16 protein-coding genes are annotated in these 21,767 nt (G+C 67.8%); 12 read left to right on the top strand and 4 right to left on the bottom strand.

The window, feature by feature from the left end; genetic code table 11:
- The first annotated feature begins 144 nt into the window (after nucleotides 1–144).
- From SGRAN_RS10345 to SGRAN_RS10370, 6 genes are all read left to right on the top strand, one after another.
- Nucleotides 145–1,326: a patatin-like phospholipase family protein gene (locus tag SGRAN_RS10345; protein WP_067183330.1), complete on the top strand. Its 1,182-nt coding sequence runs from the start codon at nucleotides 145–147 to the stop codon at nucleotides 1,324–1,326.
- 4 nt (nucleotides 1,327–1,330) lie between these two features.
- The gene (locus SGRAN_RS10350; protein WP_067183334.1) at nucleotides 1,331–2,116 is read left to right on the top strand and encodes a 3-hydroxybutyrate dehydrogenase; all 786 of its coding nucleotides are present in this window, start codon (nucleotides 1,331–1,333) and stop codon (nucleotides 2,114–2,116) included.
- 94 nt (nucleotides 2,117–2,210) lie between these two features.
- A complete protein-coding gene (locus SGRAN_RS10355; protein ID WP_067110844.1) occupies nucleotides 2,211–2,864 on the top strand; it encodes a DUF4893 domain-containing protein in 654 nt (217 codons plus the stop codon).
- A gap of 21 nt (nucleotides 2,865–2,885) precedes the next feature.
- Entirely contained in the window at nucleotides 2,886–4,217 is a 1,332-nt protein-coding gene (locus SGRAN_RS10360) for an amidohydrolase (RefSeq protein WP_067183337.1), read from the top strand.
- 631 nt (nucleotides 4,218–4,848) lie between these two features.
- Nucleotides 4,849–5,031: a DUF465 domain-containing protein gene (locus tag SGRAN_RS10365; RefSeq protein WP_067183340.1), complete on the top strand. Its 183-nt coding sequence runs from the start codon at nucleotides 4,849–4,851 to the stop codon at nucleotides 5,029–5,031.
- A gap of 66 nt (nucleotides 5,032–5,097) precedes the next feature.
- Nucleotides 5,098–6,081, top strand: coding sequence for a TerC family protein (locus SGRAN_RS10370; RefSeq protein WP_067183343.1), 984 nt, complete (start codon nucleotides 5,098–5,100; stop codon nucleotides 6,079–6,081).
- A 25-nt stretch (nucleotides 6,082–6,106) separates the two neighbouring features.
- On the opposite strand, the gene SGRAN_RS10375 is transcribed toward SGRAN_RS10370, so the two are convergent.
- Nucleotides 6,107–6,385, bottom strand: coding sequence for a WYL domain-containing protein (locus SGRAN_RS10375; RefSeq protein ID WP_311880701.1), 279 nt, complete (start codon nucleotides 6,383–6,385; stop codon nucleotides 6,107–6,109).
- Between the two features lie 188 nt (nucleotides 6,386–6,573).
- Here SGRAN_RS10375 and SGRAN_RS10380 point away from each other — a divergent pair, with 188 nt between their 5' ends.
- Nucleotides 6,574–8,547, top strand: a complete 1,974-nt coding sequence (locus SGRAN_RS10380; RefSeq protein ID WP_067183348.1) for a sulfatase-like hydrolase/transferase — start codon at nucleotides 6,574–6,576, stop codon at nucleotides 8,545–8,547.
- A 201-nt stretch (nucleotides 8,548–8,748) separates the two neighbouring features.
- Here the strand turns inward: SGRAN_RS10380 and SGRAN_RS10385 are convergent, their stop codons facing one another.
- Nucleotides 8,749–10,341, bottom strand: coding sequence for an isocitrate lyase (locus SGRAN_RS10385; RefSeq protein ID WP_067183351.1), 1,593 nt, complete (start codon nucleotides 10,339–10,341; stop codon nucleotides 8,749–8,751).
- Nucleotides 10,342–10,493: 152 nt separating this feature from the next.
- Between SGRAN_RS10385 and SGRAN_RS10390 the strand changes: the two genes are divergently transcribed.
- Nucleotides 10,494–11,882 carry a helix-turn-helix domain-containing protein gene (locus tag SGRAN_RS10390; RefSeq protein WP_067183354.1) on the top strand — a complete coding sequence of 463 codons (1,389 nt, stop codon included), beginning with the start codon at nucleotides 10,494–10,496 and terminating at the stop codon, nucleotides 11,880–11,882.
- Between the two features lie 427 nt (nucleotides 11,883–12,309).
- On the opposite strand, the gene SGRAN_RS10395 is transcribed toward SGRAN_RS10390, so the two are convergent.
- Nucleotides 12,310–14,145 carry a DUF885 domain-containing protein gene (locus tag SGRAN_RS10395; RefSeq protein WP_067183355.1) on the bottom strand — a complete coding sequence of 612 codons (1,836 nt, stop codon included), beginning with the start codon at nucleotides 14,143–14,145 and terminating at the stop codon, nucleotides 12,310–12,312.
- A gap of 49 nt (nucleotides 14,146–14,194) precedes the next feature.
- Nucleotides 14,195–14,905 carry a helix-turn-helix domain-containing protein gene (locus tag SGRAN_RS10400; protein WP_067183358.1) on the bottom strand — a complete coding sequence of 237 codons (711 nt, stop codon included), beginning with the start codon at nucleotides 14,903–14,905 and terminating at the stop codon, nucleotides 14,195–14,197.
- A 124-nt stretch (nucleotides 14,906–15,029) separates the two neighbouring features.
- On the opposite strand from SGRAN_RS10400, the gene SGRAN_RS10405 reads away from it, so the two are divergent.
- The 4 genes from SGRAN_RS10405 to SGRAN_RS10420 are packed head-to-tail and all read left to right on the top strand — an operon-like array spanning nucleotide 15,030 to nucleotide 21,752.
- Nucleotides 15,030–16,418 (top strand): TIGR03013 family XrtA/PEP-CTERM system glycosyltransferase, encoded by a 1,389-nt coding sequence (locus SGRAN_RS10405; RefSeq protein WP_067183361.1) that lies wholly within the window; start codon nucleotides 15,030–15,032, stop codon nucleotides 16,416–16,418.
- Nucleotide 16,419: 1 nt separating this feature from the next.
- Entirely contained in the window at nucleotides 16,420–18,534 is a 2,115-nt protein-coding gene (gene prsK, locus SGRAN_RS10410) for an XrtA/PEP-CTERM system histidine kinase PrsK (RefSeq protein WP_067183363.1), read from the top strand.
- Nucleotides 18,531–19,907 (top strand): PEP-CTERM-box response regulator transcription factor, encoded by a 1,377-nt coding sequence (gene prsR, locus SGRAN_RS10415; protein ID WP_067183365.1) that lies wholly within the window; start codon nucleotides 18,531–18,533, stop codon nucleotides 19,905–19,907. Before prsK ends, prsR begins: the two co-directional genes overlap by 4 nt.
- A complete protein-coding gene (locus tag SGRAN_RS10420; protein WP_067183368.1) occupies nucleotides 19,908–21,752 on the top strand; it encodes a tetratricopeptide repeat protein in 1,845 nt (614 codons plus the stop codon).
- Nucleotides 21,753–21,767 lie beyond the last annotated feature (15 nt).

Below are 21,767 nucleotides of genomic sequence, written 5' to 3' on the forward strand. Positions count from 1 at the left end.
GAAAAATACCTGTTGCCCGTTTGTGGCAGCGGCGGGGGGCAATTGGAAGAGGCTTCGCGCGGGAACCGGCTCTTGCCAAGGGCGTTGCTGCGGTGCACCAACGGCTCCGGCCGTCCCGCCCCCCGAAAGGATCGCTTCGAGTCCATGCCCCGCCGCGCCGCCCGAGCCGCCTTGCCCTTGCCCGACCTCGTCGTGCTGGTCCTGCAGGGCGGCGGAGCGCTCGGCGCCTTTCAGGCCGGGGTCTACGAGGCGCTGATCGATCTCGGCGTCGAGCTCGACTGGGTCGCGGGCATATCGATCGGCGCGATCAACGCCGCGATCATCGCCGGCAATCCACGCGACGCGGCGGTCGGGAAGATGCGGGAGTTCTGGGAAGGCGTGTCGTCGGCGCTGCCCGTCCTGCCGGTGGCCGACAATGATCTGGCGCGCGAATGGGCGCATTGGGCGGCGGCCGGACAGGTCGCGGCCTTCGGCGTTCCGGGCTTCTTCACGCCGCGCATCCCGCCGCCGATGTTCGCCGCGCCGCAGACGCCCGCCGCGATCAGCTTCTACGACACGGCCCCGCTGGTCGAGACGCTCGACCGCCTCGTCGACTGGGACCGCGTCAACGACGGCAAGGTGCGCCTGTCGGTCGGCGCGGTCGCGGTGGAAACGGGCAATTTCCGCTATTTCGACACGCGCACCGACCGCATCGACGCGCGCCATATCCTCGCGTCCGGCGCGCTGCCGCCGGGCCTGCCGCCGGTCGAGATCGACGGCACCTGGTATTGGGACGGCGGGCTCGTTTCGAACACCCCGCTCGAACATGTCGTCGAAAGCGCGGACGAGGCGATGCTGGTGTTCCAGGTCGACCTGTTCCCGGCGCGCGGCCCGCGCCCGCACGATCTGGAGGAAGCCTGGTCGCGCGAGAAGGATATCCGCTTTTCCAGTCGCACCCGCCGCATTTCGGACGGGCTGGTCCGGCGGCGCAAGGAACATCGGCTGATCGCCCGGATGCTCGACAAATTGCCCGAGGAGATGCGCGCGCTGCCCGAGGTGAAGGCGGTCGAGCGCATGGTCGACTGCAAGGCGCTGAACGTCGTCCAGCTCATCCACCAGCCGCCGGCATGGCAGACGGGCGCGCGCGACTTCGAATTCTCGCGCGCGACGATGGACGCCAACTGGGCGCTGGGCCGCGCAGCGGTCGAGGCGTCGCTGAAGGACGGGCACCTGCTCGCCGAAAGCATCGCCGAAGGGCGGTCGGACAGTTTCGCCGTCGAAGCTGGCGGCCTGCAGCCCAGATCGGCGCATGCCGTTTCCCCATCCCCTCCCGAGAAAAAGGACTGATTCCATGCATCTCAAAGGCAAGACCGCCCTCGTCACCGGCTCGACCTCCGGCATCGGACTCGGCATCGCCAAGGCGCTCGCCGCGGCGGGCGCGGACATCATCATCAACGGTTTCGGCGACGAAGGCGCGATCGAGGCCGAGCGCGCGGCGCTCGCCGCGCTGAACGGCGGCAAGGCGGCCTATGACGGCGCCGACCTCACCAGGCCCGACGCGATCGCGGAAATGTTCGAGCGCGCCGACAGCGACATGGGCGGAGTCGACATCCTCGTGAACAATGCCGGCACCCAGTTCGTGTCGCCGGTCGAGGATTTCCCGGTCGAGAAATGGGACCTGATCCTCGCGCTCAACCTGTCGTCGGCCTTCCACACCATCCGCCACGCCGTGCCGGGGATGCGCAAGAAGGGATGGGGCCGCATCATCGGCACCGCCTCGGCGCATTCGCTCGTCGCCTCGCCGTTCAAATCGGCCTATGTCGCCGCGAAACACGGGCTCGCCGGGCTGACCAAGACGGTCGCGATCGAGGTCGCCGACGCGGGGATCACCGCCAATTGCATCAGCCCGGGCTATGTCTGGACGCCGCTGGTCGAGAATCAGATTCCCGACACGATGAAGGCGCGAAACATGACGCGCGAACAGGTGATCAACGACGTTCTGCTCGCGGGGCAGCCGACCAAGCAGTTCGTGACGGTCGAGCAGGTCGCGGCGCTTGCCGCCTTCCTGACCCGCGACGAGGCGGCGAACATCACCGGTGCGAACCTGAGCGTCGACGGCGGCTGGACCGCCGCCTGACGCTGGGCGATCCTGCCTGCGGCGCGCTGCGTCCTTGAGCATTGCGTCATCCGCTCCTAAGGTTAACGGTGAACCGGACCAGGAGAGACGGACGATGTGGGGTCGCACCTTTCTATATTTGACATGCGCGGCGGGGCTGGGGCTCGCCGGATGCCGGACCGTGCCGGCGATGCCGCCCTCGGCGGCCGACGCCGCGCCGGCGGAGGCCGCGGGCACCTGGCGCGCCACCGCGACCGACCAGGACAAGGCGCGCATCCGCGGCTGGTATTCGAGCTGGACCGCGGCGCTCGCCGACGCGCGGGCAAAGGGCTATGGCGCCGATGTCGAGCGCGAAGGCGTATTGCTGCAACCGACGGCGGCGCTGCCCAATCCGCACCTGCCCGCGGGCGAGTATCGCTGCCGCACGATCAAGCTGGGCACGCAGGGACGCGGTGCGATCGGCTTCATCGCCTATGACTGGTTCCGTTGCCGCGTGTCGGACGAGCAGGAACTCGCCAGCCTGACCAAGCTGACGGGGTCGCAGCGGCCGGTCGGCCTGATCTTTCCCGACAATCTCAAGCGCCAGATATTCCTCGGCACGCTGGTGCTGGGGGATGAGAAGATCCCGGTCAATTACGGCAGCGACCGGATGCGCGACATGGCGGGGCTGATCGAACGGATCGCCGACAATCGCTGGCGGCTGGTGCTGCCGGCGCCCGCCTATGAATCGCTGCTCGACGTGATCGAGCTGGTGCCGGCAAACGGATGATTTGAAAACAGGGGAGCGATAATGAAGATCAGCGGGCGGATTTTGGGACTGGGCGCCGCGGCGCTCGCGCTCGGCTTGGCGGCGCCGGTGGCGGCGCAGTCGCTGGGCGACCAGGTGCAGAAGCAGATGCCCTCGCTGATGGACATCTACAAGGATCTGCACGCGCATCCCGAACTCAGCTTCATGGAGGTCCGCTCGGCGGGCATCCTGGCCGCCGAGGCGCGCAAGCTGGGCTTCACGGTGACCGAGAAGGTCGGCGGAACCGGCATCGTCGCGGTGATGAAGAACGGCCCCGGCCCGGTGGTGCTCGTCCGCGCCGACATGGACGGGCTTCCCGTCACCGAGCAGACCGGCCTTCCCGGCGCGTCGACGGTGCGCGTGACGACCAAGGAAGGCGTCGAGACCGGCGTCATGCACGCCTGCGGCCACGACACGCACATGACCGCATGGATCGGCGTCGCACGGCTGATGGCGGCGAACAAGGGGCAGTGGTCGGGGACGCTGGTGATGATCGGCCAGCCCGCCGAGGAGCGCGGCGCGGGTGCGCGAATGATGCTGGCGGACGGGCTCTACACCCGTTTTCCCAAGCCCGAATATGCGATCGCCTTTCACGACGCGGCGCAGTTTCCCGCGGGCATGATCGGCTATACGCCGGGCTATGCGCTCGCCAATGTCGACAGCGTCGACGTCACGGTGAAGGGGCTCGGCGGTCATGGCGCCTATCCGCAGGCGACCAAGGACCCGATCGTGCTCGCCAGCCGCATCGTCACCGCGCTCCAGACGCTCGTCGCGCGCGAGATCAGCCCGCTCGACAGCGGCGTCGTCACCGTCGGCAGCTTCCACGCCGGCGCCAAGCACAATATCATCCCCGACGAGGCGAAGCTGCAACTGACCGTGCGCAGCTATACCGACGAGGTGCGCACGCAACTGCTCGACGGCATCGCGCGCATCGCGAAGGGCGAAGCGATCGCGGCGGGCATGCCGGAAGACAGGATGCCGACGATCAGCGTCGCAAAGGACGAATATACGCCGTCGGTCTTCAACACGCCCGAGTTCACCGAAGAGATGGCGGCCTTCCTGAAGACCCGCTTCGGCGACCAGCGCGTCGTGCAGATGCCGCCGGTGATGGGCGGGGAGGATTTCAGCCGCTATGGCCGCGAGGACAAGACGATCAAGAGCTTGATCCTGTGGGTCGGCGGCGTTCCGCAGGCCGAATATGACGCCGCGAAGAAGGAAGGCCGGACGCTGCCGAGCCTCCATTCTCCTTTCTGGGCACCCGATGCTCCCGCGGTCATCTCCACCGCGACCGAGGCGTTGGCGTCGATGGCGATGAAGCTGATGCCGAAGGGTTGATCATATTTGGCAATTATCCCTTTTCGACAAGGAGCTGCTCCCCGGCGAAAGCCGGGGTCCAGATGGCACAGCGCTGTTTCGCATGGACCCCGGCTTTCGCCGGGGAACAGCTCGTTTGCCTGAAGGATAATATGCCGTCATGTTTCGCGGCCGCCGTTATCAACCCTCGATGAATCCTCGCAGGCTTTATGATCTGGGGATTCGGCGTTCGGCGGGCTGCCTTATCCGTTCGTCATGCTGAACTTGTTTCAGCATCCATGGCCGGAGCTTCCCTTTTGCGCCGCCTTTCATTCGAGGGCAGACCATGGACCCTGAAACAAGTTCAGGGTGACGAAAGGGAGGAACCGGGGTCGCAACGACGCAGTGGGTCAATCCAAAGTCATCGGATTCCGGGAACAGGGAATTCGCCTCGAAGGAAACAAACCCGGCAGCCGGGATTGAAAAGCCCGGCCGCCGTTCCTATGTAGCGGGAATGCGGGCCGGGCCCCTCTGGCGTCGGCGGGATCAACATCCCGCCACGTGATGTCGGACCGCATCGGGTGACACCGATGCACGGCGGCCAATTCTCCCCCCTGATCCAGGTCCCGGCATCGGCGTCGCCTGTTTTGAGTTCGCTCAATCAGGAGGCCATATGTCTGTGAATCCCCATATCTTTCACTTGACCGCGTTGCACCGGCGGCTCGACGAAGCCGTCCGGCGCGAGGCGCGCCGCCGCGGCAGCGATCCGTTTCGCGTGCTGCGGCTCAAGAAGCTGAAGCTGGCGGTCAAGGACCGCCTCGCATCGCTGATGCGGTGCCCCGTTCGCGCCCGCTGAATCCGGCAATGAAGGCGAAACGCGCTGCTTTCGGCGGCGCGTTTCGTCTGTCCAGGGATCGTCATCATGGAATTTCTCTTCACCGACTGGCTGGGAACCCCGGCCTGGTTCTGGCTGGCCTTTCTCGGCCTCGTCATCGCCCTCACGGCTTTCGACCTTGGCGTGTTGCACAAGGAGAACAAGGAGATGGGCATTGCGGAAAGCCTGAAGCTCTCCGCGCTCTACATCGGCATCGCGCTCGCGTTCGGCGCCTGGATCTGGGTCGAAAAGGGCGGCGATGCGGGCCTTCAATATTATACCGGCTTCTTCATCGAAAAAGCGCTGTCGATCGACAATATCTTCGTCATCTCGCTGATCTTCGCGACCTTCGCGATTCCGGCGCGCTATCAGTATCGCGCGCTATTGTGGGGAATCGTCGCGGTGATCGTGCTGCGCGGCCTGATGATCGCGGGCGGTGCGGCGCTGGTCGCCGAATATGGCTGGCTGCTCTACGTCTTCGCCGCCTTCCTGATCTTCACCGGTATCAGGATGCTGTTCGCGAGCGACAAGCCGATGGACGTCGCGGGCAATCCCGTCGTGCGCTGGCTGTCGCGCCGCATGCCGATCACCGCGGAGCTGCATGGCGAGAAATTCTTCGTGCGCGTGCCCGACGCGAAGACGGGGAAGGTCGTGCTGGCGGCGACGCCGCTGTTCCTTGCGCTCGTCGTCATCAACCTCGCCGATCTGGTGTTCGCGGTCGACAGCGTGCCCGCGATCTTCGCGATCACGACCGACACCTTCATCGTCTATACCTCGAACATCATGGCGATCCTCGGCCTGCGCGCGCTCTATTTCGCGCTCGCGGCGATGGTGCATCGATTCCACTATCTGAAATATGCGCTGGCGCTGGTGCTCGTCTTCATCGGGTCGAAGATATTCGTGGCCGATTTCCTGCTCGGCAGCGCGAAATTCCCGCCGCTGGCGAGCCTGGGAGTTACCGTCGCGCTGATCGCCGGGGGCGTGCTGTGGTCGCTCGTCAGCAGTCGCCCGTCCGACTCGGCCGTGCGGTGACGGGCAGGCTGTCGAGGCCCGCCGGTCACACGGCGAGGAGAAGCGTGTCCTTGTCGCTCGGCGCGGCGGGCTGGAACATCGGGAGCGGCTCGAACGCCTCGTCGGTGACCTCGGTCTCGCCAAGCCCGTCGAGCTTGAACTGACCGAGGCGCTTTTCCTCGTCCGACCGCCAGTTCTTGTTGAGATTCAGCGCGCTGACGAACAGCGCCCCGTGCCGCTCGAACATCTGGTGCGGGGCAAGGGTCATGGCGTCGCCATTGTAGCGAGTGGACACGATGCGTCGCCGTGCGATCGCTTCCATCATTTTCAGTCGTGTATCGTTCATCGGCCCAGGGAGAGGTGGTTTCGTTGTGCGGTGCACCATACACCCGCCGCGGCAGGCCTGGCAAGCATCGCTTGATCGCTCGTCCGCCCGGTCGCCCGCAGATGCGGACGAATGCCGTTCGGATTGGCTTAACACCATATTAGCAACGCCATATTTATGACAATCCGATGACCAGGAAGGGGCAGGGGGACCTGCTGACGTTGCTGCTTGCGGCCGTCGCGACATTGTTGATCGAAATGGCGCTCGTCGAACGCAAGTTCGCGCTGTTCGGTGGCGGCTTCGGCCAGTCGCAAACGCTGGATACGCCGGCCGAGATCGCCTTGTTCCTGCTCGGTGCCGTCGGTGCGCATGCGCTGCTTTTCGGCCTGTTCTTCCTGTTGCTGCGCCGGCTGCACGGACGCGAATACGACCCGCTGATTTTCCGGTTCAACCTGCTGTTTTTCGGCGTCGCCGGCTTTCTCGCCGCGCTGACCGCCAAGTTCGAACTCTTGTCCTATTTCAGCGACGCGGTCAGCTTCCAGTTGATCCGCAATCTGGGCGGGGGAAGCCTGTTCGACGCTTTCCTGTTCGTATTGAACGAAGGCGCGCTGATGCTGATCGGCCTCGGCGGCGCGCTGATCCTCTATGGGATCGTCGTGGTCCGCCTGCGCCGGCGCGGCAATCGGACCCTGTTGCCGGCGGGTCGCTCGCCGCTGCGCTGGGCGGTGCTGGCGCTGGCGGTCGCGATGCCGGTGATCGCCGCGCAGGCCAACGGGGTGCCCGACGCGCGCGACGGCTTGCGCCGGATGACCGCCTATGGGCTGGTCAACCGGCTGCTCGAACAGCTGACCGATTTCGACCGCGACGGGTATAGCTGGTATTCGGCGCAGATCGACCGGCATCCCTTCGATGCCTCGCGCCATCCGCTGGCGCTCGACATTCCGGGGAACGGTATCGACGAAGACGGCTTTGGCGGCGATTTCGTCTTTGCCGGCGCCGATCCGGCGACGCCCGCGCCGAAGCTGCCGGCGAAGCGGAAGCATCTTGTCGTCATCGTGCTCGAAAGCACGCGCGCGGACGCGCTGACGCAACGGGTGAACGGGCGGCCGGTGGCGCCGAACCTCGCGGCGCTGGCGCGCGCGGGAAGCAGCTTTCCGCACGCCTACAGCCACGTCGGCTTCACGACGGCGTCGCTCAAGAGCCTGTTTTCGGGCGCGCTCGATCCGCGAGCGGGGGACCCTTCCTTATTCTCCGACCTCAAGGCCAATGGCTATCGCATCGGCGTCTTTTCGGGCCAGCCCGAAAGCTTCGGCGATATTTCGGCGGTGGTCGGGATGCGCAAGGCGGCCGACATATTCGTCGACGCCGAAACGCTGGCGCACGAACGCGCCTTCGGCTTCGCCGCCAAGGGCTCGCTGCTCGTCGACGAGACGAAGATACTGGCCGAATTCGATAGGCGGATGGGCGATCCGGGACCGTGGGCGCAGCCGACCTTCGTCTATTTCAATTTCCAGTCGCCGCATTTCCCCTATCATCATCCGGGCATGCCCGACATGCTGGGTGTCGATCCGCTGCCGCGCGGCGACATTTCCGCCGCCAACGCCCGCCGCGTCCAGCAGACCTACTGGAACGCCGTCGCCTATGCGGATTCGCAGATCGGCGCGGTCGTGGCGCGCCTGAAGGCGCTGGGGACGTGGGACGACACCGTGCTGATGGTCACCGGCGATCATGGCGAGGCATTGTTCGAAAACGGATTCCTGGGACACGGCCACGTGATCGAGCCGGCGCAAACCCATATCCCGTTCGTGCTGAACGTGCCGGGTCTCTCCAGCGACCGGGCGCTCGGCCTCAGGGACATGCGGTCGATCCTGCTCCAGGCACTGGGCGGTGCGCCCGCGCCCGACAATGACGCTCCGGTTTTCCTGCACATCGGAGCGGTCGATACGCCGGTCGCGATCGGCATCGTCGAACCGGGCGGCGTCTTCACGACGCTCGCGCTCGGAACCGAGGAGATATGGTTTTCCGACAGCGGTCGGCGTGCGCGCTACGGCGATCTGCACGGTGCGGACAAGGCCCGCGCCGACCGGCTGGTCAACGAATGGGCGCGACAACGCTGGATGCGCCATCTGGCGACCCGCAAGGCGGCGCGAAGCTCCCCATAGCGGCGTAGCGCCGGGAGCGGGCGCGCACGGAGAAAACAATCGCGTATCGCATAAAAATGCCCGCCGGAGGTCGAACGACTTCCGGCGGGCAGGCTTTCCTCCCCAGGAAAGCTCGGGAGGCGCGAGGCGTTTGTGCAAGGCGCCCCGCGCCGAGAGGGGTGGCGCGGGGGGCAACGAAAACCCCCGCGCCTAGCTCGATCGTCAGGCGGCGAACTGGTTCATCGTATTGTCCTTGCCGCCCGCCTTCAGCGCGGCTTCGCCGGCGAAATAATCCTTGTGATCGTCGCCGATGTCGCTGCCGGCCATGTTCTGGTGCTTCACGCAGGCGATGCCCTGGCGGATTTCCTGACGCTGGACGTTCTTGACATAGCCCAGCATCGCTTCCTCGCCGAAATATTCCTTGGCCAGATTGTCGGTCGACAGCGCGGCGGTGTGATAGGTCGGCAGCGTGATCAGATGGTGGAAGATGCCGGCCCGCTTCGCGGCGTCGCGCTGGAAGCTGCGGATGCGGTTGTCGGCCTCGACCGCCAGCTCGGTGCCGTCGTAATCGACGCTCATCAGCTTCGCCCGGTCATAGGCGCCGACGTCCTTGCCGTCCGTCTGCCACGCGTCGAACACCTGCTGGCGGAAACTCAGCGTCCAGTTGAAGCTGGGCGAGTTGTTGTAGGCGAGCTTCGCATTGGGAACCGCCTCGCGGATACGGTCGACCATGCCGGCGATCTGTTCGATGTGCGGCTTTTCGGTCTCGATCCAGATCAGGTCGGCGCCGTTCTGCAGGGCGGTGATGCAGTCGAGAACGCAGCGATCCTCGCCAGTTCCGGGGCGGAACTGATAGAGGTTCGAGGGTAGGCGCTTCGGGCGCAGCAGCTTGCCGTCGCGATTGATCAGCACATCGCCCGGATTGCCCGCGCCCGTCACTTCCTCGCAATCGAGGAAGGCGTTGTACTGATCGCCGAGGTCGCCCGGTTCGCGGGTGAAGGCGATCTGCTTGGTCAGCCCGGCGCCGAGGCTGTCGGTGCGCGCGACGATCACGCCGTCGTCGACCCCCAGCTCCATGAAGGCATAGCGCAGCGCGCGGATCTTCTGCAGGAAATCCTCGTGCGGCACGGTGACCTTGCCGTCCTGGTGGCCGCACTGCTTTTCGTCCGACACCTGATTTTCGATCTGCAGCGCACAGGCGCCGGCCTCGATCATCTTCTTGGCGAGCAGATAAGTCGCCTCGGCGTTGCCGAAGCCCGCGTCGATGTCGGCGATGATCGGCACGACATGCGTTTCATGGTTGTCGATCGCATGCTGGATCTGCTTCGCCTTGACCTCGTCGCCGGCTTCGCGCGCCGCATCGAGCTCGCGGAACAGGCCGCCCAGTTCGCGGGCGTCGGCCTGCCGCAGGAAGGTGTAGATTTCCTCGATCAGCGCCGGAACGCTGGTCTTTTCATGCATCGACTGGTCGGGCAGGGGGCCGAACTCGCTGCGCAGCGCGGCGACCATCCAGCCCGACAGATAGATGTAGCGGCCCTTGACGGTGCCGAAATGCTTCTTGATCGCGATCATCTTCTGCTGCGCGATGAAGCCGTGCCAGCAGCCGAGCGACTGGGTGTAGTTGGCGGGATCGGCGTCATAGGCCGCCATGTCGGCGCGCATGATCCGCGCGGTGTAGCGGGCGATGTCGAGGCCGTTGCGGAACTTGTTCTGGGCGCGCATGCGGGCGACGCTTTCGGCGCCGATCGCATCCCAGCGGCCGTCCTGATCGCGGATGAGGCGGCCGGCCTGCGCCATGTCTTCGGTATAGCTCATCTTCACTGTCCTCGGCTGCGCCCCGGTGGGCGATGAATATGCCGCCCTTGTGCCGACCCGCCGCCCGGATTGGAAAAGCTTTGTGAATATTTCTTGTGAATAAAGCAAATGAAGTGCATTATGGCGTGTAAATCAGTAAAGAAAGTTACAATATGGCGGAGCGGCGGGTGTTCGCGGGACCGGCGGTGCGCAAGTTGCGGCGCGATGCCGGGTTGACGCAGGCGGCGATGGCCGAGGCGCTGGGCATTTCCCCGAGCTACCTCAATCTGATCGAGCACGGCCAGCGCCCGCTGAGCGCCACGGTGATCGTCCGACTGGCCGAGCGCTTCGGCTTCGACGCGGCGAAGCTGGGGGCGGAGACGGTGCCGGGCGGGCTCGCCGCGCTGCGCCGCCGCCTCGCCGACCCGCGCTTCGCCGATCTCGACATCGGGTCGCGCGAGGTCGAGGAATGGCTGGAGAGCGCGCCGGCGACCGCGACCGCCTTCATCCGGCTGTTCGACGCGGCGGGCGATGCGACCGCCCCCGCTGCCGTCGAAGCGCCCGAGGTCGACGCGGTTCGCCGCGCGATCGAGAAATGGCGCAACCATTTTCCCGATCTCGATGCGCGCGCCGAGGAACTGGCCGACGAACTGCGGCTCGCGGGGGGCGACCTCTACGGCACCATCGCCGAACGGCTGCGCACGCGGCACCAGCTTGGCATCCGCATCCTGCCCGCCGACGTCATGCCCGACCGGCTGCGCTGGCTCGACTGGCATGCGCGGCAGTTGATGCTGAACGAGCTGCTGCGCCCGGCCTCGCGCACCTTTCAGGCCGCGGCGACGCTGGCGCAGATGGAGGCGAAGGACGAGATTTCCGCCCTTGTCGCGGGCGCAGAGTTCGCCGAACCCGCCGCCGCGCGCCTGTTCGAGCGGCATCTGATCCAATATTTCGCGGCGGCGCTGATGATGCCCTATGGCCGCTTCCTGCGCGCCTGCGACGCGACGGGTTACGACCTGCTGCTGCTCCAGCGGCGTTTCGGCGCCGGGTTCGAGCAGGTCGCGCACCGGCTGACGACATTACAGCGCGTCGGCGCACGCGGGCTGCCCTTCTTCATGCTCCGCATCGACCGCGCGGGGCAGGGGTCGAAACGCTATGCGGGCGCCAGCCAGTCGCCGCTCGTCGATGGCGATGCGCGCTGTCCGCTGTGGGGCGTCCACGAAGCCTTCGCGCGCCCCGGCGAGGTGATCGCCGACCTTGTCGAGCTGGAGAACGGGTCGCGCTGGTTCACGCAGAGCCGCTCGGTCGCGGCGCCCGGCGCGACGGGAGGGGGCACGCCCGCGCGCTTCGCGGTGTGCATCGGGGTCGACGCCAAGGTCGCCGCGCCGCTGGCCGCCGCGCGCGGCATCGACCTGATGCGCAGTCCCGCGACCCCGATCGGCCTCGGCTGCCGCCGCTGCACGCGCAGCGGCTGCGTCCAGCGCTCGATGCCGCCGCTCGGCCGTCCGCTGCGTTTCCGCGAAGGCGAGCGCGGGGTCAGCGCCTTCGATTTCGCGGGGGATTAGGGCATCGAGCCTTAAAATCTGACCCATCGTCCCGAACGGATAAGGGCGTTGCAGGTTTATGCACGGTTTCTCTTTTCCGTCTCCCTGATCTTGTCTGGCAATGATCCCTTTTCGACAAGTCACCGTCCCCGGCGAAAGCCGGGTCCATGCGAGGTAGCGCTGTGTCATCTGGACCCCGGCTTTCGCCGGGGAACAGCGCCTGACTTGCCTGAAGGGTATAGATGCCGACTTGTTTCAGAGCCTGCCCCGGACCCGATCGGGGCCCATGGTCCGCCCTCGCCTGAAAGGCGGTGCAAAAGGAGAGGTCCGGCCATGGATGCTGAAACGAGTTCAGCATGACGAAGGATGTGGCAGCGCCAAACCCCGAATCCCCACAGGTCTCAGGTCACGAACCGATAGACACGAACGGGCGAGACTGTGCGGTTCTTCAGGCCTTTTGCGCCGCCACCCAGCGGTCGATCATCGATCCGAGGACGTCGATCGGCATCGCGCCCGCCGCCAGCGCGGTGTCGTGGAAGGCGCGGATGTCGAACTTGTCGCCCAGCGCCGCGCGCGCCCTTTCGCGCGTTGCGACCCAGCGCGTCTGTCCGACCATGTAGCTCGTCGCCTGACCGGGCCACACGCAATAGCGTTCGACTTCGGTGACGTTCGAGGGTTCGGGCGTGCCGAGCGCCTCGTTCATATAGGCGATCGCCTTCTCGCGGCTCCAGCGATAGTGGTGCAGGCCGGTGTCGACGACGAGCCGCGCGGCGCGGAACATATAGGATTGCAGGTAACCGAGACGGCCGAAGAGGTCGCCGTCATAGACCCCCATTTCGTCGGCAAGCTGCTCGGCGTAGAGACCCCAGCCCTCGGTATAGACCGAATAGACGGGCAGGCGGCGCAGGCGTGGGATACCCGTCGCTTCCTGCGCCAGCGCGATCTGGTGATGATGGCCTGGCGTCGCTTCGTGATAGGTCAGCGTCGGCAGCGTCCATGATGGATTCTCCGCGGTATCGCGCAGGTTGATGTAATAGGCGCCGGGGCGCGAGCCATCGAGCGCCGGAATCTGGTAATAGCCGCCGGCGGCGCCGTCCTCGATCTCCGCCGGGACGCGACGAATCTCGACCTTCGCCTTGGGCAGGCGGCCGAACATCTCGGGCAGGCGGCGCTGCATCTCCTCGATCTGTTCGTTGAGCTTGGCGATCAGTTCCGTCTTGCCGGCGTCGGTGTTCGGATAGATGAAGCGCTTGTCCTCGCCGAGCGCGCGCAGCCGCTCGGCGACCGTTCCACCGGTCATGCCCTGTTCGCGGAAGATCGCGTCGGCGCGCGCGGTCAGTTCGGCCATGCGTTCGAGCCCGAGCTGGTGGATGGCTTCGGCCGACATTTCGGTCGTCGTCGCGAAGTTCAGCGCATAGGCGTAATATGCGTCGCCCTTCGGCAGCCGCCAGACGCCCGCGTCGTGGGTCGCCTTGGGACGGACGCGCGCCAGTTCGGCCGCCTGGCGGCGCATCGCCGGATAGATTTTGCCTGCGACGATCGCGGCGCAGCGGCGTGCCCAGTCGCCGGGGATATGTTTTGCGTCGGTCCTGGCCTTGAGATTGGTGGTGAGGCCGTTGGCCTCCGCGGCGGGCGCCATGATCTTTTCGTAGAGGCCCAAGGTGCGGTCGATGACGAAATCGGGTGGAATGATTCCCGCCGCATGGTCGGTCTTCATCCGGTTCGTCTCGTTGTCGAGCTGGACCGCGAAATCCTCGCAACGCGCCAGATAGGCCTCGGCATCGGCCGCGTCGGCGATGCTGTGCTGGTTGACGAGGAAGTCGGGGATCGAGCGGTAGGTGCCGCTGAGCTGGGTGACCGGGTGCGGCTCCGGCCAGCTGTGCAGACCATAGGTGAAGCTGTCATAGGCCTTCACATAATGGTCCCACGGCCCACGGAAGGTCTCGTAATTGACGAGGTCCATCCCCGACAGCTTCGCCGCGTCGATCTTCTCGAGCGCGGCGAGGCCGAAGCGATAGAGGTCGTGGCTGCGCTCGATCCCGGCGGGCGAACGGTCGGCGAGGCGCGACTTGGCCGCGGCGTGCGCGCCTTTGTCGAGCCCCAGCGCGGTGGCGAACTCGGGGTCGTTCTCGACCAGCATGTCGAACAGGCGCTCGTAGAGGGCGTTCAGCCGTTCGCCCTCGCTTTGCGCCGGATCGGCGAGCATCGCGCGGGCGGGGGAGCGCGTCGCGCCGAGCGCGGAGGCGGCGGCGAGCGTGGCGATGAGCGTGCGGCGATCGAGCATGGAAATCTCCGGGAGAAAAAAGCGTCGGAGATCGGTCTAGCCGCCCCGGTCAGCGCTGTATTGTAATCAGTTGACGCGCGCGCCACCGGCCGGGCGTGACGCCGCTGATGCGCGCGACGGCCCGGGTCATGTGCGCCTGATCGGTGAAATGCAGGCGGTGCGCGATAGCGGCGAAGGATTCGCCGCTCGCCCGGGCGGCGGCGAGCGCCGCGCGGGCGCGGACGTCGGCGCGATAGGCCTTGGGCGTGCAGCCATAGGCGGCGCGGAACCCCCGGCTCAGCGTTTCGGCCCGCACGCCGTGCGTCTCCGCCCAATCGGCGAGTGCAAAAGGGGTGAGTGTCCGCAGGTCGCGGGCGAGCAGGTCTGGCCAGTCGCGCGCGGCCGCCGGCACGGCGGTGAAATCCTCGACGAGCAGTGCCGCTGCCGCCGCGGCGTCGCGGCTCGCGACGCGGACCAGCGCGTCGGGGTCGCGCACCCGTCCGCGGACGTGCGACGCGCCAGCGAGCGTGGGCGGCAGGTCGAGGATCAGCACGCGCGCGCCGCGCGCCTCGACCCGGTCCAGATGCGATTCGAAGTCATGGTGGATCAGCGCGTCGCCCGGCCCCACGTCGAAACGGCCCTCGTCGCCGGCTTCCTGATAGCCGCCTTCGAGGACGATCGCGACATAGGGCGTGTCGTGGCAATGGCGGCCGCGCAGTTCATTCGGTACGTGGGCGAGCAGGCCCAATGGTGCGGCGGCGAAGGGTGGGAGCGCGATCATCGCTGCGGTCTATCGTTTGACGCATCGGCGGTCATCCCCGAATAGCCCGGCGACAAGTGTAAAATTAACCGACAGTTGACGCCTCTCCGCTAGAATCGCGCGACGAAAGGGTTCGCCGCACTCCATGTTCCGTCTGTTCAAGCATTATGTGCCGCATGCGGTCGTCTGGCTGGCGCTGATCGAGTTCCTGGCGCTGCTGGGATCGGCGGAGGCGGCGTGGCATATCTATGCCCATTTCGCCGATTTCGACGCGGGGACGCTGACGGGGCGGTGGCTGCCGCTGACGACCTTCGCGCTCGCCAACGCGCTCGCGCTGATGGCGACCGGGATGTACGGGTCGGAGGCGCTGCGATCGATGCGGTTCGCGACCGCGCGGCTGCTCGCGGCGATCTCGCTGGGGGTCATCTTCCTCTCGGTCGTCGGCTTCCTGCTGCCGACCGCGACGCTGTGGCGGGTGAACAGCCTGTATGCGATGGCGCTCGCGATCGCGGCGCTGTTCCTGATCCGGCTGGGCATGACGCGGGTGGCGGGCGCGGAGACCTTCAAGCGGCGCATCCTGGTGCTCGGCGCCGGCACCCGTGCGGCGCGGCTGCAGGCGCTGGCCGATGCGCCCGGCAGCGGCATCGCGATCGTCGGCTTCGTCGCCATGTCGGGCATCGAGCGCAAGGTGAAGGACGCGGTGCCGCGCGAGGCGATCGACAATCTGTCGGAGCATGTCGTCGCGCTCGGCGCCGGAGAGGTCGTGCTGGCGATGGAGGAACGGCGCGGCGCGCTGCCGCTCGCCGACCTGCTGCGCGTCAAGACCGCCGGGGTCCATGTCAACGACATCGCGAGCTTCATCGAGCGCGAGACGGGGCGCGTCGATCTGGCGACGACCAACCCCAGCGCGCTGATCTTTTCCGACGGCTTTTCGGCGGGGCAGCGAATCTCGCGCGTCGGCAAGCGGATATTCGATATCATCGCCAGCATCGCGGTGCTGGTGGTCGGCCTGCCGCTGATCCTGATCGCGGCGATCGCGGTGAAGATCGACAGCCGGGGCCCCGCTTTCTATGGCCAGTCGCGCGTCGGCCTGTTCGGCGAACCGTACCGGATCTGGAAGATCCGGTCGATGCGCACCGATGCCGAGGCGGCGGGGCAGCCGGTCTGGGCGAGCGAGAACGACCCGCGCGTCACCCGCGTCGGGCATGTCATCCGCAAGCTGCGCATCGACGAACTGCCGCAGCTCTGGTGCGTGCTCAAGGGCGAGATGAGTATCGTCGGCCCGCGCCCCGAGCGGCCGGGCTTCGTCGCCGAACTCGAACGCGAGCTGTCCTATTATGCCGAGCGGCACATGGTGAAGCCGGGGCTCACCGGCTGGGCGCAGATCAATTATCCCTATGGCGCGTCGGTCGAGGATGCGCGGGTGAAGCTCGAATACGACCTTTACTATGCCAAGAATTATTCGCCCTTCCTCGACCTGCTGATCCTGCTCCAGACGGTGCGGGTCGTGTTGTGGCCGGAAGGGGCCCGCTGACATGGGCGCGCTGTCGGCCCTGTCGGACCTGCTGGCGGGTCTGGCGCTGCTCGGCTTCGTCGGCGCGCTGATCTGGCTGCTGACGCGTCCGCGCGCGCGCATGGCGGTGCTGATGCCGGCGCCGGGGCGGCTGACGATCGCGGCGGCGGCGATGGCGCTCTGGTGCGCCGCGCTGTATCTGTCGGGCGCGGGGTCGCCGCCGACGCTCGCGGCACAGGCGCTGCGCGATCTGGCGATCCTTGGCTGGCTCGCCGGGACCTTTCGGACCGCGGCGGCGCCGACCTCGCAAGCGCTGCGGCTGATCCAGCGGCTGCTTGCGGCGCTCTGTCTTGCGATGCTGGCGGGCGGCGCGGCCGCATGGCTCCATGACGGCGGCACCGCGGCGGCGTGGCTGAAGCCGACGCTGACGATCGTCGCGATGGTCGTGGCGTCGGGCGGGCTGCTGCTGATCGACGGCGGCGCCCGCCACGCCGGCGGCCGGATGCGGATGCCGACCCTTGCCGTCGCGGGGGGCTTTGCGATGCTGTGGGCCTATGAACTCAATATCCAGTTGATCGGCACGCTGACCGGACAGCGCGCCTCGACGCTGATCGCGCTCGTCCCAGCGGTGGCGCTGCTGATCCTGCCCACCTTCGTCATTGCCGCGATGGATATCGGGCGCGAGCGGATGCGGCTGTCGCGGCCCGCCGCGATGCGCGCCGTCCTGCTCGTCGGCGGCGCCGCCTATCTGATCCTGATCGCGCTGGCGGGCGCCGTGGCGCGGCTGGTCGGCGGGGATTATGGCGAGCTTGCGCAAAGCCTTTTCCTGCTCGTCGCGCTCGGCGCGGGCGGGCTGCTGTTCGCATCGGCGCGCGCGCGCGCGTGGCTGTCGGTCACGATCAGCAAGCATTTCTTCGAGCATCGCTACGACTATCGGTCCGAGTGGATGCGCTTCACCGCGACGCTGGCGCAGGTGGAGGAGGGCGGCACCAGCCTGCATCGGCGCGTGGCCAAGGCGCTGGCCGAACTGACGGGAAGCCCCGCGGCGCTGCTGATGCTGCCCGACGCGCAGGGCGGCTTTCACGTCGCCGAGCATTGGGGCTGGCCCGTCGCGATCGACGAGGATGCACGGCTGCCGCTGCGCACCGCCTTCATGTTGCAGGAAACGCAGCATATCGTCGACCTCGAAGCGGTGCGCCACGGGCGCGCCGACGATGCCGAGGCGCTGGCGATGCCCGACTGGCTGATCGCCGATGCGCGCGCCTGGGTCGTCGTCCCGCTGCTGCATTTCCAGCGCATGATCGCGGTCGCCGTGCTGCACCGCCCGCCCGCGCTGCGCGCGCTCGACTGGGAGGATTTCGACGTGCTGCGGATCGCGGGGCAGCAGGCGGCGAGCTATCTGGCCGAATCGCAGAGCCAGCAGGCGCTTTCCGAGGCGCGCCGCTTCGACGAGTTCAACCGCCGTTTCGCCTTCATCATGCACGACATCAAGAATCTGGCGAGCCAGCTTTCGCTGCTCGCGCGCAATGCCGAGCGCCACGCCGACAAGCCCGCGTTCCGCGCCGACATGGTCGAGACGCTGACAATCTCCGCGGGGCGGCTCAGCGATCTTCTGACCCGGCTGGCACCGCGCGAGCGCGCGCGGGCGGCGAGCGTCGAGCGCGTGCTGGTCGAGCCGATCCTGACCGATGTGGCGGCCGGGCTGCGGCCGCGCGGCGACCTGTTCGTGGGCTGCGATGCCGGGCTCGCCGCGCGCGGCGACGGCGCGGCGATCGCCCAGATCGTCGAGCAGCTCGCCGCCAATGCGCTCGACGCTTCGCCCCAGGGCGCCACCGTGCAGCTTGTCGCGGCGAGCGAGCAGGGGCGGGTGCGAATCGACGTGATCGACCGCGGCGTGGGGATGAGCCGCGCCTTCATCCGCGACGAACTGTTCAAGCCCTTCGTATCGACCAAGGAGGGCGGCTTCGGCCTCGGCGCGTTCGAGGCATTGCAGATCGCGCAGGCGATGGGGGGCATGATCGACGTTTCGAGCGAGCCGGGAGAGGGAAGCCGGTTCACGCTGTGGCTGCCGCTTGCCGGCGGCGCGGCGGCGGAGGAAGCGATCGGAACGATGATGACGAAGGTGGCGACGCGATGAGCGACAGGGGGGGAGAGCCGCGTGCGCTGCTGGTGGTCGAGGACGACCCCGGCCTGCAGGCGCAGCTCAAATGGGCCTATGACGATTATCGCGTGCTGATCGCGGGCGATCATGACGCCGCGATCGACCTGCTGCGTGCCGAGGAGCCGGCGGTGGTTACGCTCGACCTGGGCCTGCCGCCCGACGCCGACGGCACGCGCGAGGGGTTTCGCCTGCTGAAGGCGATCCTCGAAATGAAACCCGATACGAAGGTGATCGTCGTGTCGGGACACGGCGAACGCGCGAGCGCGCTGGCGGCGATTGCGAGCGGCGCCTGGGATTTCTATCAGAAGCCGATCGCCATAGAGGAACTGGGCCTGATCGTTCGCCGCGCCTTTCATGTCCACGATCTGGAGGCCGAGAATGCCCGGCTCGCGGGCGAGGGCGCGAACGACAACCGCGTCCTTGGCGGCATGATTACCGGCGCCCCCGAGATGCTGAAGGTTGCGCGCACGATCGAGCGCGTCGCCGGGCTCGACGTTTCGGTCATGCTGCTCGGCGCGAGCGGCACCGGCAAGGAGTTGCTGGCGCGCGGCCTGCACGAGGCGAGCCCGCGCCGCGACGGTGCCTTCGTCGCCATCAACTGCGCCGCGATCCCCGAGAATCTGCTCGAAAGCGAGCTGTTCGGGCATGAGAAGGGGGCCTTCACCGGCGCCGTCAAGACGACCGAGGGCAAGATCGAACTGGCGCACGGCGGCACCCTGTTCCTCGACGAGGTCGGCGACATCCCGCTGCCGCTGCAGGTCAAGCTGCTGCGCTTCCTGCAGGAGCGGACGATCGAGCGCATCGGCGGGCGCAAGCCGATCGCGGTCGACACGCGCATCGTCTGCGCGACGCACCGCGACCTCGACGCGATGATCGCCGCGGGCAGCTTTCGCGACGATCTCTATTATCGGCTGGCCGAGATGGTGGTGCGGATTCCCGCGCTCGCCGAACGTCCGGGCGACCCGGTGCTGCTCGCGCGGCATTTCCTCCACCAATATGCGCCGGCGATGAACTCGGGCGTCCGCGGCTTCGCGCCCGACGCGCTGCAGGCGATCGACGAGGGGCGGTGGCCGGGCAATGTCCGCGAGCTTGAAAACCGGATCAAGCGCGCCGTCATCATGGCCGACGGCAAGCTCGTCACCCGCGACGACCTCGACATGGCGGCGGCGGGCGACGGGGGCGAGGAGGCCTATCTGAACCTGCGCGGCGCGCGCGAGGCGGCGGACCGGGTCGCGATCCGCCGCGCGATGACGCAGAGCGAGGGCAATATCTCGCTGGCGGCGAAGTTGCTCGGGATCAGCCGTCCGACGCTCTACGACCTTCTCAAGCAATATCAGATGCAGGGGTGAATGCGCGTCCGGGGGGCCTGGATCGGCGCGCTGTGCGGGGCGGCGCTGCTCGCGGGGTGCGGCGGCCCGCGCCCGCAGGACCGGCGCGCGACGCTCGAGGAACGCCGCGCCGAACTGCGCGATGCCATCGCCGATGACCCCGCCGCGCTCGACGCGCGGACCGAACTGGCGCGCGTCGCGATCGCGCTGCACGACGGCGTCGCCGCCGAAGCCGCGGTCAAGGCCGCGCTCGCGGCGGGGGGCAATGCCGAGGTGCTGCGCCCGCTGCTCGCGCGCGCCTATGCGATGCAGGGCGACGGGCGGCGGGCATTGCAGACGCTCGACGCCGGCCCGATCGCGCCCGAGGCGATCGGCGAAGCGGCGTGGGTGGCGGGCAACGTCCATCTCGACAATGGCGACCTGGGCGCGGCGCGCGATGCCTTCGACCGCGCGGTGCGCGAACTGCCGCGCGAATCGGCGCTGTGGGTCGACGTCGCGCGCTTTCGCGACGCCAATGCCGATACGCTCGGCGCGCGCGACGCGGTCGACTATGCGATCGAACTCGATCCGCAGAACAGCGGGGCGCTGGCGCTGAAGGCCAATCTGGTGCGCACGCAGCAGGGCCTGGTCGCCGCGCTGTCCTGGTACGACAAGGCGCTGGCGATCGACCCCGACAATGCCGGGGCGCTGATCGACCAGGCCGCGACCTTCGGCGATCTCGGGCGCTACCGCGACATGCTCGCGGCGCTGCGCCGCGCCGCGGCGGTCACGCCGGGCGATCCGCGCCTCTATTATCTGCAGGCGGTGCTGGCCGCGCGCGCCGACGATTACCAGCTGGCGCGCAGCCTGTTGCAGCGCACGCGCGGCGAGATGGACGATCAGCCCGGCTTCATGCTGCTGAGCGCGGTCGTCGAGTTGCAGCTCGGCGGCGAGGCGGTGGCGGCGAGCTGGGCCGAGCGCCTGCTGATGGCGCAGCCCGACAATGCGACGGCGCGGCGTATCCTGGCGGCGGCGAACTGGGCCGATGGCGATGCCGACGGCGCCGGCGAGGCGCTGGCGCCGCTGGTGGCGCGCGCCGATGCCGACAGCTGGTCGCTGCTGCTCGCGGCGCGCGTCGCCGCAGAGCAGGGCGCGCGTGCGGCATCGGCGGGCTATATGACGCGCGCGGCCGCGCTGACGCGGGGCGATGCGGCGCCCTTTGCGGTCGACGACGACTATGGGCTCGTCGCGATGCGCGCCGACGCCGCGCCGCTCGACCCGGCGAATGTGATCCCCGCCATCGCCGCGGACATCGAACGCGGGCGCGGCGGCGCGGCGATCAATCGCGCGCGGGCGCTCCGCGATGCGAATCGGGGGGTCGCCGACGCGCATATCCTGCTGGGCGACGCCGCGATGGCGGGCGGGCAATATGAGCTGGCGATCGAGGCCTATCGCAAGGCGCGCGACCTCGACGCGAGCGAGCGGACGACGCTGCGCCTCGCCAATGCGCTGTACCGCGCGAACGATCCCGCGGGGTCGGGCGCCGCGATCCTCGCATTACGCGACAGCCAGCCGTCGAGCATCGCCGCCGACCGGCTGGCCGGGCACCTTGCGATGGATCTCGAGCATTGGGACCAGGCGATCGCGCATTTCGAGCGCGTCCGCCGGCGCATCGGCAATCGCGACGTCGTGATCCTGCGCGAACTGGCGCGCGCGTGGGCCGCGAAGGATCGCGACGACCGCGCGCTGCCGCTGATTGCGCTCGCCTACCGGCTCCAGCCGCTGAACGGCGACATCATGCTGATCTATGCCGACCTGCTCGAACGGCAGGGCGACCGGCAGGCGGCGGAGGACCTGCGCGACAAGGCTGACCAGATCGGGCGCTGAGCATCGCGCCGCAAC

The organism is Sphingopyxis granuli, assembly GCF_001559015.1.
Lineage (GTDB): Bacteria > Pseudomonadota > Alphaproteobacteria > Sphingomonadales > Sphingomonadaceae > Sphingopyxis > Sphingopyxis granuli.

What these genes read in the sequence shown, in the direction of transcription:
- prsK (WP_067183363.1), top strand. Translation starts at nt 16,420, where the DNA reads ATGGGCGCGCTGTCGGCCCTGTCGGACCTGCTGGCGGGTCTGGCGCTG.
- SGRAN_RS10420 (WP_067183368.1), top strand. Translation starts at nt 19,908, where the DNA reads ATGCGCGTCCGGGGGGCCTGGATCGGCGCGCTGTGCGGGGCGGCGCTG.
- SGRAN_RS10360 (WP_067183337.1), top strand. Translation starts at nt 2,886, where the DNA reads ATGAAGATCAGCGGGCGGATTTTGGGACTGGGCGCCGCGGCGCTCGCG.
- SGRAN_RS10350 (WP_067183334.1), top strand. Translation starts at nt 1,331, where the DNA reads ATGCATCTCAAAGGCAAGACCGCCCTCGTCACCGGCTCGACCTCCGGC.
- SGRAN_RS10380 (WP_067183348.1), top strand. Translation starts at nt 6,574, where the DNA reads ATGACCAGGAAGGGGCAGGGGGACCTGCTGACGTTGCTGCTTGCGGCC.
- prsR (WP_067183365.1), top strand. Translation starts at nt 18,531, where the DNA reads ATGAGCGACAGGGGGGGAGAGCCGCGTGCGCTGCTGGTGGTCGAGGAC.
- SGRAN_RS10400 (WP_067183358.1), bottom strand. Translation starts at nt 14,905, where the DNA reads ATGATCGCGCTCCCACCCTTCGCCGCCGCACCATTGGGCCTGCTCGCC.
- SGRAN_RS10370 (WP_067183343.1), top strand. Translation starts at nt 5,098, where the DNA reads ATGGAATTTCTCTTCACCGACTGGCTGGGAACCCCGGCCTGGTTCTGG.
- SGRAN_RS10355 (WP_067110844.1), top strand. Translation starts at nt 2,211, where the DNA reads ATGTGGGGTCGCACCTTTCTATATTTGACATGCGCGGCGGGGCTGGGG.
- SGRAN_RS10375 (WP_311880701.1), bottom strand. Translation starts at nt 6,385, where the DNA reads ATGATGGAAGCGATCGCACGGCGACGCATCGTGTCCACTCGCTACAAT.
- SGRAN_RS10345 (WP_067183330.1), top strand. Translation starts at nt 145, where the DNA reads ATGCCCCGCCGCGCCGCCCGAGCCGCCTTGCCCTTGCCCGACCTCGTC.
- SGRAN_RS10385 (WP_067183351.1), bottom strand. Translation starts at nt 10,341, where the DNA reads ATGAGCTATACCGAAGACATGGCGCAGGCCGGCCGCCTCATCCGCGAT.
- SGRAN_RS10405 (WP_067183361.1), top strand. Translation starts at nt 15,030, where the DNA reads ATGTTCCGTCTGTTCAAGCATTATGTGCCGCATGCGGTCGTCTGGCTG.
- SGRAN_RS10390 (WP_067183354.1), top strand. Translation starts at nt 10,494, where the DNA reads ATGGCGGAGCGGCGGGTGTTCGCGGGACCGGCGGTGCGCAAGTTGCGG.
- SGRAN_RS10365 (WP_067183340.1), top strand. Translation starts at nt 4,849, where the DNA reads ATGTCTGTGAATCCCCATATCTTTCACTTGACCGCGTTGCACCGGCGG.
- SGRAN_RS10395 (WP_067183355.1), bottom strand. Translation starts at nt 14,145, where the DNA reads ATGCTCGATCGCCGCACGCTCATCGCCACGCTCGCCGCCGCCTCCGCG.